Source organism: Microbacterium sp. ZW T2_14, from assembly GCF_044987405.1.
GTDB lineage: Bacteria > Actinomycetota > Actinomycetes > Actinomycetales > Microbacteriaceae > Microbacterium.
Genome location: NZ_JBJDRK010000092.1, coordinates 1 through 8,956, shown reverse-complemented (window position 1 = coordinate 8,956; position 8,956 = coordinate 1). Strand labels below are relative to the sequence as shown.

Annotated in this window: 10 protein-coding genes; 9 read left to right on the top strand and 1 reads right to left on the bottom strand. The window is 71.0% G+C overall.

Annotated elements, in window-relative coordinates; genetic code table 11:
- The coding region (infB, locus tag ACI3KY_RS19440; protein ID WP_404931773.1) for a translation initiation factor IF-2 at window positions 1-2,354 on the top strand (2,354 nt) is incomplete at its 5' end.
- Between the two features lie 64 nt (window positions 2,355-2,418).
- Window positions 2,419-2,853 (top strand): 30S ribosome-binding factor RbfA, encoded by a 435-nt coding sequence (gene rbfA, locus ACI3KY_RS19435; protein ID WP_194413940.1) that lies wholly within the window; start codon window positions 2,419-2,421, stop codon window positions 2,851-2,853.
- 71 nt (window positions 2,854-2,924) lie between these two features.
- Here rbfA and ACI3KY_RS19430 read toward each other — a convergent pair whose 3' ends face one another.
- Window positions 2,925-3,827 carry an A/G-specific adenine glycosylase gene (locus ACI3KY_RS19430; RefSeq protein ID WP_404931772.1) on the bottom strand — a complete coding sequence of 301 codons (903 nt, stop codon included), beginning with the start codon at window positions 3,825-3,827 and terminating at the stop codon, window positions 2,925-2,927.
- Window positions 3,828-3,954: 127 nt separating this feature from the next.
- Between ACI3KY_RS19430 and ACI3KY_RS19425 the strand changes: the two genes are divergently transcribed.
- The 7 genes from ACI3KY_RS19425 to ACI3KY_RS19395 form a co-directional block, all read left to right on the top strand.
- Window positions 3,955-4,620 carry a hypothetical protein gene (locus ACI3KY_RS19425; protein ID WP_404931771.1) on the top strand — a complete coding sequence of 222 codons (666 nt, stop codon included), beginning with the start codon at window positions 3,955-3,957 and terminating at the stop codon, window positions 4,618-4,620.
- Between the two features lie 36 nt (window positions 4,621-4,656).
- Window positions 4,657-5,337 (top strand): uridine kinase, encoded by a 681-nt coding sequence (locus tag ACI3KY_RS19420; protein ID WP_404931770.1) that lies wholly within the window; start codon window positions 4,657-4,659, stop codon window positions 5,335-5,337.
- On the top strand, window positions 5,337-6,299 hold the full coding sequence (gene truB, locus ACI3KY_RS19415) for a tRNA pseudouridine(55) synthase TruB (RefSeq protein WP_404931769.1): 963 nt from the start codon (window positions 5,337-5,339) through the stop codon (window positions 6,297-6,299). Before ACI3KY_RS19420 ends, truB begins: the two co-directional genes overlap by 1 nt.
- Window positions 6,296-6,664, top strand: coding sequence for a hypothetical protein (locus ACI3KY_RS19410; RefSeq protein WP_404931768.1), 369 nt, complete (start codon window positions 6,296-6,298; stop codon window positions 6,662-6,664). The genes truB and ACI3KY_RS19410 overlap by 4 nt, the downstream gene beginning before the upstream one ends.
- Before the next feature lie 117 nt (window positions 6,665-6,781).
- The gene (locus ACI3KY_RS19405; protein WP_404931767.1) at window positions 6,782-7,225 is read left to right on the top strand and encodes a hypothetical protein; all 444 of its coding nucleotides are present in this window, start codon (window positions 6,782-6,784) and stop codon (window positions 7,223-7,225) included.
- Window positions 7,222-8,193, top strand: coding sequence for a bifunctional riboflavin kinase/FAD synthetase (locus ACI3KY_RS19400; protein WP_404931766.1), 972 nt, complete (start codon window positions 7,222-7,224; stop codon window positions 8,191-8,193). Before ACI3KY_RS19405 ends, ACI3KY_RS19400 begins: the two co-directional genes overlap by 4 nt.
- Window positions 8,190-8,956: hypothetical protein (locus tag ACI3KY_RS19395; RefSeq protein ID WP_404931765.1), on the top strand; the 767-nt coding region annotated here is incomplete at its 3' end. The genes ACI3KY_RS19400 and ACI3KY_RS19395, both read left to right, overlap by 4 nt.

Below are 8,956 nucleotides of genomic sequence, written 5' to 3'. Positions count from 1 at the left end.
CCCAGGCCCCGCGTCCCGGCGGCACACCGCGTCCGGGCAACAACCCCTTCGCGCCGTCGCAGGGCATGGGCCAGCGTCCCGCCGGCCCGCGTCCGGGCAACAACCCGTTCGCATCGGCGCAGGGCATGGGCCAGCGCCCGAGCCCCGGCAACATCCCGCGTCCTCAGGCCCCGCGCCCGGGTGCTCCTCGCCCCGGCGCCCCGCGTCCGGGTGGCGCAGGTCGCCCCGGTGGCGGCGGTCGTCCCGGTGCGCCGTTCCAGCAGCGTCCCGGCGGCCCCGGTCGTCCCGGCGGCGCCGGCGGCGGTGGCTTCCAGCGTCCCGGCGGTGCTCCCGGTGGAGCGCCCGCGGGCGGCTTCGCCGGTCGTCCCGGCGGTGGTGGCGGTCGTGGCCGTGGGCCCGGCGGTGGCACCGCTGGTGCCTTCGGCAAGGGCGGCGGCAAGTCGAAGCAGCGCAAGTCGCGTCGGGCGAAGCGGCAGGAGTTCGAGATGCGGTCGGCGCCGGTCGTCGGCGGCGTCAACGTCTCGAAGGGCAACGGCGAGATCATCCGCCTGCGCCGTGGCGCATCGATCGCCGACTTCGCCGACAAGCTCGAGGCGCTGCGCGGCTACACCGTGCAGCCCGGCACGCTGGTCACCATCCTGTTCAACCTGGGTGAGATGGCGACCGCGACCGAGTCGCTCGACGAGGCCACCTTCGAGGTGCTCGGCGCCGAGCTCGGCTACAAGATCCAGATGGTCTCGCCCGAGGACGAGGACAAGGAGCTCCTCGAGGGCTTCGGTCTCGATCTCGAGGCCGAGCTGGAGGCGGAGAACGAGGAAGACCTCGAGATCCGGCCTCCGGTCGTGACCGTCATGGGTCACGTCGACCACGGTAAGACGCGACTGCTCGACGCCATCCGCCAGACCAACGTGGTCGCGGGCGAGGCCGGCGGCATCACGCAGCACATCGGTGCGTACCAGGTCTGGACCGAGCACGAGGGCATCGAGCGCGCGATCACCTTCATCGACACCCCGGGTCACGAGGCGTTCACCGCCATGCGTGCCCGCGGTGCCCAGGTGACCGACCTCGCGATCCTGGTGGTCGCCGCCGACGACGGCATCATGCCGCAGACGGTGGAGGCGCTCAACCACGCCCAGGCGGCGAACGTGCCGATCGTGGTCGCGGTGAACAAGGTCGACAAGCCCGACGCCAACCCGGCCAAGGTGCGCCAGCAGCTCACCGAGTACGGGCTCGTGGCCGAGGAGTACGGCGGCGACGTCATGTTCGTGGATGTCTCTGCTCGCCAGAACACCGGCATCCAGGAGCTGCTCGACGCGGTCCTGCTCACGGCGGACGCGGGACTGGACCTCACGGCCAACCCGAACAAGGACGCGCGCGGTGTCGCGATCGAAGCGAAGCTCGACAAGGGTCGCGGTTCGGTCGCCACGGTGCTCATCCAGTCCGGAACGCTGCGCGTCGGCGACGCGATCGTCGCCGGCACCGCCTACGGCCGCGTGCGTGCGATGGCCGACGAGAACGGCGACCCGGTCGAGGAGGCCTTCCCGTCGCGTCCCGTGCAGGTGCAGGGTCTGAACTCGGTGCCGCGCGCCGGTGACACGTTCATCGTGACCGAGGAGGACCGCACGGCCCGCCAGATCGCTGAGAAGCGTGAAGCGGCCGAGCGCAACGCCCAGCTGGCCAAGGCCCGCAAGCGCATCTCGCTCGAGGACTTCACCCGCGCTCTCGAAGAGGGCAAGGTCGAGTCGCTCAACCTCATCATCAAGGGCGACGTGTCGGGTGCTGTCGAGGCGCTCGAGGAATCGCTGCTCAAGATCGAGGTCGACGATTCCGTCCAGCTGCGGATCATCCACCGCGGTGTGGGTGCGATCACCGAGTCCGACATCAACCTGGCGACGATCGACAACGCGATCGTCATCGGCTTCAACGTCCGTCCCGACACGAAGGCGCGCGAGCGCGCCGCCCGTGAGGGTGTGGATGTCCGGTTCTACTCGGTCATCTACAACGCGATCGACGACGTCGAGCAGTCGCTCAAGGGCCTGCTCAAGCCGGAGTACGAAGAGGTCCAGTCGGGTGTCGCCGAGATCCGCGAGGTGTTCCGCTCCTCGAAGTTCGGCAACATCGCCGGTGTCATCGTCCGCTCGGGCACGATCACGCGCAACGCCAAGGCGCGCGTCATCCGCGACGGCGTGGTCCTGGCCGATGGCCTGGCCATCGAGTCGCTGCGCCGGTTCAAGGACGACGTCACCGAGGTCCGCACGGACTTCGAAGCCGGTATCGGCCTCGGCAAGTACAACGACATCCAGGTGGGCGACGAGATCGAGACCACCGAGATGATCGAGAAGCCGCGCGGCTGAGTCCGCGTCTTGATTCCGGATGCCTCGCTCGAGGCATCCGGAATCACTTCCTTAAGGAGCAACCATGGCCAGCGAACGTCAGGCCCGGCTGGGCGACCGGATCCGCGTGATCCTCGCGGAGAGGCTCGAGAAGGGCCTCCGCGACCCGCGCCTCGGATTCGTCACCATCACGGATGTGCGCGTGACGGGCGACCTCCAGCACGCTTCCGTGTTCTACACGGTGCTGGGTTCTCCCGAGGAGCGTGAAGGATCCGCTGCGGCGCTGAAGTCGGCGACCGGGATGCTGCGCTCCGAGGTGGGCAAGCACCTCAACGTGCGCCTCACCCCGTCGCTCGAGTTCATCCCCGACGCCATCCCCGAGAACGCGGGGCACATCGCCGATCTGCTGCGCGAAGCGCAGGAGCGCGACGCCGCCGTGGCGGGTCTCGCCTCTTCGGCGACCTACGCCGGCGACGCCGACCCCTACGTCAAGCCGCGCGAGCTCGACGACGAGGACTGAGTCCTCGACCCCCTCGACACGCCGCGACCGGTCCGCCGGTCGCGGCGTTCGTCGTCATGGTGGCGGATCCGTCAGCGCGGCAGGTGCAGCAGTCCGTCGGAGACTTCGGCCAGCCCGTCGGCGATGAGCGAGTCGATGGCGCGGTCGCGCTGGAGGGCGTCGGGCCAATCGGCGACGACCTCGGCCAGCGGCACGGCGTGGGTCGCGGCATCCCGTAGCCGCTTGAGCACCGCGCCCCGCGCCTGGCGATCGCTGCCCTCGTAGCGCGCCTGCTTGCGGCGATCGTCACCGGTGTCCGGATACCCGGCCGCCCGCCAGGCACAGCGGTCACGCAGCGGGCATGCGTCGCAGCGCGGAATGCGCGCGATGCACACGGTGGCGCCCAGCTCCATCGCAGCGGCGTTCACCAGGGCCGCCATCTCGCGGTCGCGGGGGAGGATCGCCGCCATCGCCTCCAGGTCGCGCCGCGACGGCGGGCCGGGCTGCGACCTGCCGTCGATCGCGCGTGCCAGCACTCGTCGCGTGTTCGTGTCGACGACGGGATGCCGGTCGCCGTACGCGAAGACGGCCACCGCACGTGCGGTGTAGTCGCCGATGCCGGTCAGTGCCAGGAGAGCGTCGACGTCGCGCGGCACGACCCCGCCGTGGCGGTCGCGGATCTCCACCGCGGCACGGTGCAGCCATAGCGCACGCCGCGGATAGCCAAGGTTCGCCCACTGACGGACGGCGTCGGCGGGCGGCGCGGCCGCCAGGTCGGCCGGGGTCGGCCATCGGTCGAGCCATGCCTCGAGGTGGGGGATGACGCGCGTGACGGGCGTCTGCTGCAGCATGAACTCGCTGACCAGCACGCCCCATGCCCCGAATCCCGGCCGCCGCCACGGCAGGTCCCGGGCGTTCGATCCGTACCAGCCGACGAGTGGCGTCGCGAGGTCGAGCGGGGTCGCGAGATCAGTCGATGTCGCGCAGTCGGGCATGCGCTCCAGCGTAAGTGGCCGCAATGCGTCCGCGCGCGTCACGACCTCATCACGATCGGCCGCGCCCGCTGACACGGGTCGGCGCCGTGCCCCTAACGTGCAGGAGACACGAAACGAAGGAGACAGTATGCGTCTGTCGGCATCTGCCGCGGTGCTGCTCATCGCCGTGGTCGCGGTCACCGGTTGCGCGAGTCCGTCCGCCACCGATGCGGAGCCGTCCGCATCGGTGCCGTCCGCCTCTGCACCGTCGGCGCCGAGTCCGACGCCGAGTCCGACGCCGACGCCGACGCGGACGCCGACGCCGACGCCGACCCGATCGGAGGACCCGGACGATCCCGCGACGTGGGTGATCACGGAGGCGGGCATGGGTCCGATCGCGTTGGGGATGCCGTTCTCCGACGCGCTGACGTCGATGCCGTCGGGTACCACGAATGATCCGGACCTCTGTGGCTGGCTGGCGTGGTGGAGTGCGCCGGCCCGGGAGTACAACGTCTACACCGCTCGGCCGGGGAACACATCCGACGACGGGCCCGTGAGCCTGGTCGCGACGGAGGCGTGGGGTGACCCGACGGCCGCGATCGGGCCTCGTACGGCAAGCGGGGTCGGAGTGGGCTCGACCGTCGAGGACGTGCGCGCGGAGTATCCCGATGCCGTCGAGGTGGCGGATTCCATCGACTCCTCCATCGTCCACCTCCAGGTCGGGCAGATGTTCTTCACCTATCGGGAGGACCCGGTGATCAGTTCGGTCACGGTGACGATGGCGGAGGCGCCCCCCTACGAGCTGTGCGGGTGACCTGGAGGAATCGGCGCGCGCCGTAGGCTGGGAAGCATGCGCCTTCCCGTCACGCCGACCACGACGCTGTGGCGCGAGCTGCGCGAGAGGGTGCGACGGCGCAACCGGGCCGGTCGCGTCGTCGTCGCGATCGACGGGCTCGACGGGGCCGGCAAGACGGTGTTCGCCGACGGCCTCGCGGAGGTCTTCGCCGAGACCGGGGACGCCGTCTTCCGCGCGAGCATCGACGGCTTCCACCGCCCGCGCGCGCAGCGCTATCTGCGCGGACGCCGGAGCCCCGAGGGCTTCTACCGCGACTCGTACGATTACGCGACCTTCCGGCGCGTGCTGATCGACCCCTTCCGCGACGGTGCGCAGACCGGCGGGACCACGGGCTTCCAGCTCGCGGCTTTCGACGTCGCCCGCGATGCGCCTGTCGAGTCGCAGTGGGTGACCGCGCCGCTGGACGCGGTCCTCGTCGTCGATGGGATCTTCCTGCACCGGCCCGAGCTGCAGGACCTCTGGGACTGGTCCGTCTGGCTCGACGTGCCCTTCGAGGTGTCATATGCCCGCCTGGCGCTCCGAGACGGGTCCGACCCCGATCCCGGGGCCGAGGCGAACGCGCGGTACCGGCAGGGGCAGGAGATCTATCTGCGCGAGGCGCGCCCTCGGGAGGCGGCATCCGTCATCGTCGACAACTCCGATCTCGCACACCCCCGCATCGTGGGGCGCAGCTGATGGCGGCACCCGGAATCCTGCTCGTCGACAAGCCCGGCGGCATCACCTCGCACGACGTCGTGGCCCGCGCCCGCCGCGCGCTCGGCACACGCAAGATCGGCCACGCGGGCACGCTCGACCCGATGGCCACCGGGCTGCTCGTCCTCGGGGTGGAGGGCGCGACGCGTCTGCTGACCTTCATCGTCGGGCTCGACAAGACGTACGAGGCGACCATCCGACTCGGCGTCGCGACCGACACGGACGATGCCGACGGCCAGAGAACGGCGGCGACGGATGCCTCGTTCCTCGAGTCCGACTCGATCGCCGGCGGCATCGCGGCGCTGACCGGGCGTATCTCGCAGGTGCCGAGCACCTACTCCGCGATCAAGGTCGACGGGCGGCGCGCGTACGACCTGGCGCGGGCGGGGGAGGACGTGCAGCTGAAGGCCCGCGAGGTCACGGTCTCGCGGTTCGAGGTGCTCGCAGAGCGGCGCGCCTCCGGCTCGGCGACGGCGGATCCGGGCTTGCGCGACATCGCCCTGGAGGCGGCCGGTGCCGCCGGACCGGTGCCGCCGGGCGTCATCGATCTCGATGTCGTGGTCGACTGCTCGAGCGGCACCTACATCCGCTCACTGGCCCGTGATCTCGGCGCCGCCCTCGGTGTCGGGGGACACCTCACGGCTCTGCGGCGCACCCGCATCGGCCCGTTCGATGTCGCCGGTGCGCCCGGCGTCGAGGACCTCGCCACCGCGACGATGGTGGACCCCGCCACTGCGGCGAGCGCCGTGCTCGGCCGCTTCGAGGTGACCGCCGACGAGGCGCGAGATCTGCGTCATGGCAAGAGGCTGCTCGGGGCCGCCGCCCGCGTCTCTGTTACGCCGGCGGCGGCGATCGACCCGGAGGGTCGGCTCGTCGGGATCGTCGAACGGCGCGGGGATGACGTCAAGAGCGCGATGAACATGCCCGAGGAGGCCGCCCGGTGATCCTGTGGTTCACGATCGTCCAGCTGGTCGTCGCCGTCACCGCGGGGCTGTTCTGCGTCATCGCCGGGCTCGCCGGGCGGCGGCCGAGCGACTGGACGGTCGGCGCTCTCGCGCTGGTCGAGCTGCTGCTGCTCGCGCAGGTCGTCATCGCGATCGTCGCGCCGTTCGCGGGCAACCCGCCCTCGGGGAGTCTCCTCGAGTTCTGGGTCTACCTCGTGTCCGCCGTGCTGCTGCCCCTCGGAGCGGTCGCGTGGGCCCTGTTGGAACGCAGCCGCTGGAGCACGGTGATCATGGGCATCGCGGCGTTGTCCATCGCGGTGATGATCTGGCGCATGCAGGTGATCTGGACCGTTCAGCTCGCCTGACGCGCCCGACGCGGCTCGGCGCTGGCCGCAACTGTGTCGGGAATGCCGACCCGGAATGCCGCAATGGGGCATCCTGGCGGAACCGGCCCCCGCGGCACGAACTAAACTCGTCTGGTTATGTCGTCTTCCGCCCGCCCCCGCATGACCGGCATCGGCCGCGTGCTCGTGATCGTGTACGCGATCATGGCGCTCGGTGCCACCGGTCGGTCCTTCGTGCAGATCGTCGAGCGTTTCGACGAGGCGCCGCTCGCCTACACGCTCTCCGCGCTTTCGGCGCTGGTGTACATCGTGGCGACCCTGGCCCTCGTGTTCGCCGGACGCCGCGGGTGGTACGTGGTGGCGTGGGTGGCGATCGTGTTCGAGCTCGTCGGCGTGCTGATCGTCGGCACGCTGAGCCTGGTGATGCCCGAGCTGTTCGCCCACCCGACGGTGTGGTCCTGGTACGGAATGGGCTACCTGTTCGTGCCGCTGGTGCTCCCGTTCCTCGGTCTCTGGTGGCTGGCGACGCATCGCCCCGCCATGCAGCCGACCGCGACGAACCCTGTGGCGGTGGCGTCGTGATCGTCTTCCGCGACCCGCGCGAGGTGCCCGCGGGTTTCGGCCCCTCGGTCGTCGCGATCGGCAAGTTCGACGGCGTGCACTCGGGGCACCGTGCGGTCATCGACCGGGCACGGGTGGATGCCGAGGCCTCCGGAGCGCGCGTCGTCGCCGTCACGTTCGACCGCAACCCGCTCGCGCTGCTGCGCCCCGAGCTGTGCCCCGACAGTCTGGTCGGCGTCGACCAGAAGCTGCGCCTGCTCGCCGATGCGGGTGTGGATGCCACGCTGATGCTCACGTTCGACCGCGAGCTGGCCGACCTCGGTGCGCGCGAGTTCGTCGAGCATGTGCTCGTCGGGGCGCTGGGTGTGCGCATCGTGATGGTCGGCGCGGACTTCCGTTTCGGCCGCGGCGGGGCGGGCAACCCCGGGCTGCTGCGCGAGCTGGGAACCGAGTTCGGCTTCGAGGTGGACGTCGTGGACGACGTCCGTGCGATCGACGCCGGCCGTCGCGTCTCGTCGACGTGGGTGCGCGAGCTCCTGGATGCCGGAGACGTCGCCGGGGCGACGCGCCTGCTCGGGCGCCCTCACGCCGTCCGCGGCGAGGTCGTGCACGGGCTCAAGCGCGGACGCCAGCTCGGCTTCCCGACGGCGAACCTGGCGCCCGACCTCGAAGGTTTCGTTCCTGCCGAGGGCGTGTACGCCGGCTGGCTGGTCGACGAGGGGATGCCGCACGACGGCGCGTCCGCGCCGCGCAGCAGTGTGCGCTATCCGGCGGCGATCAGCATCGGCACCAACCCGACATTCGACGACATCGATGTGCGCCAGGTCGAGGCCTATGTGCTCGATGAGACGGACCTCGACCTCTACGGCCACGTCGTGGAGATCGAGTTCGTGTCGCGGATTCGCGGTATGGTCGCGTTCGAGGGGGTCGAGCCGCTCATCGAGACGATGACCGCCGACGTCGTAAAGGTGCGTGGGGAGCTGACATGACGGATCCGGCGGGCCGCACGCGCACTCCGGTGTCGCTCGCTCGCCGCATCATCGTCGCCGTCATCGTCGTCTCCTTCAGCGCCGCTGCGATCAGCGGCATCGTGGTGCTGCTCGGTGCCGAGCTCGGCCCGACCGCCTGGCGGGTGCTCAGCACCACGTCCGTCGTCGGCGCCTTCAGCGTGGCCGTCCTGTGCTGCGCCTCCCTCGTGGGGCGGCGGCTGCACACGTTCGGCTACATCGGCGCAGGCGTGTCGGTGGTCGGAGCCGTGCTGGTGCTCATCGCCCTGTGGGGTCAGCCCACCTGGGAGGCGGAGGCCTTCTGGGATTCGCTGTGGACCGCGGTGGCGGCATCCGTCGCGTTCTCGTTCGCCTCGCTGCTCCTGCTGCTGGCGGACCGGCGGCGGACGGCGATCCGTGTCGGCCTGATCGTGACGCTCGCGCTGTTCGCGATCGTCTTCGTGATGGTGGTCTACCCCATCTGGACCGACGAGTACGGCGGCGAGCTCTACTCCCGCGTGCTCGGCATCGTCTCGATCCTCGCCGCACTGGGTGCGATCGTCCTCCCCGTGCTGTCGCTGCTCCTGCGCGAACGGCCGGGTGGCGCCGGGGACGGGACGGACGACGCCACGCTGTCGCCGGCGTCGGTCGCGCTGCTGCGCGCCGAGGCTGCACGGCGCGGCGTCACGCCCGACGCGCTGGTCGACGACCTGCTGCGGCAGGCGTCGTTCGAGCCGCCGCCGGCCTCCGTCGAGCCGCCGCCGCC

Coding starts and splice junctions, on each gene's coding strand:
- rbfA (WP_194413940.1), top strand. CDS start 2,419: ATGGCCAGCGAACGTCAGGCCCGGCTGGGCGACCGGATCCGCGTGATC.
- ACI3KY_RS19430 (WP_404931772.1), bottom strand. CDS start 3,827: ATGCCCGACTGCGCGACATCGACTGATCTCGCGACCCCGCTCGACCTC.
- ACI3KY_RS19425 (WP_404931771.1), top strand. CDS start 3,955: ATGCGTCTGTCGGCATCTGCCGCGGTGCTGCTCATCGCCGTGGTCGCG.
- ACI3KY_RS19420 (WP_404931770.1), top strand. CDS start 4,657: ATGCGCCTTCCCGTCACGCCGACCACGACGCTGTGGCGCGAGCTGCGC.
- truB (WP_404931769.1), top strand. CDS start 5,337: ATGGCGGCACCCGGAATCCTGCTCGTCGACAAGCCCGGCGGCATCACC.
- ACI3KY_RS19405 (WP_404931767.1), top strand. CDS start 6,782: ATGTCGTCTTCCGCCCGCCCCCGCATGACCGGCATCGGCCGCGTGCTC.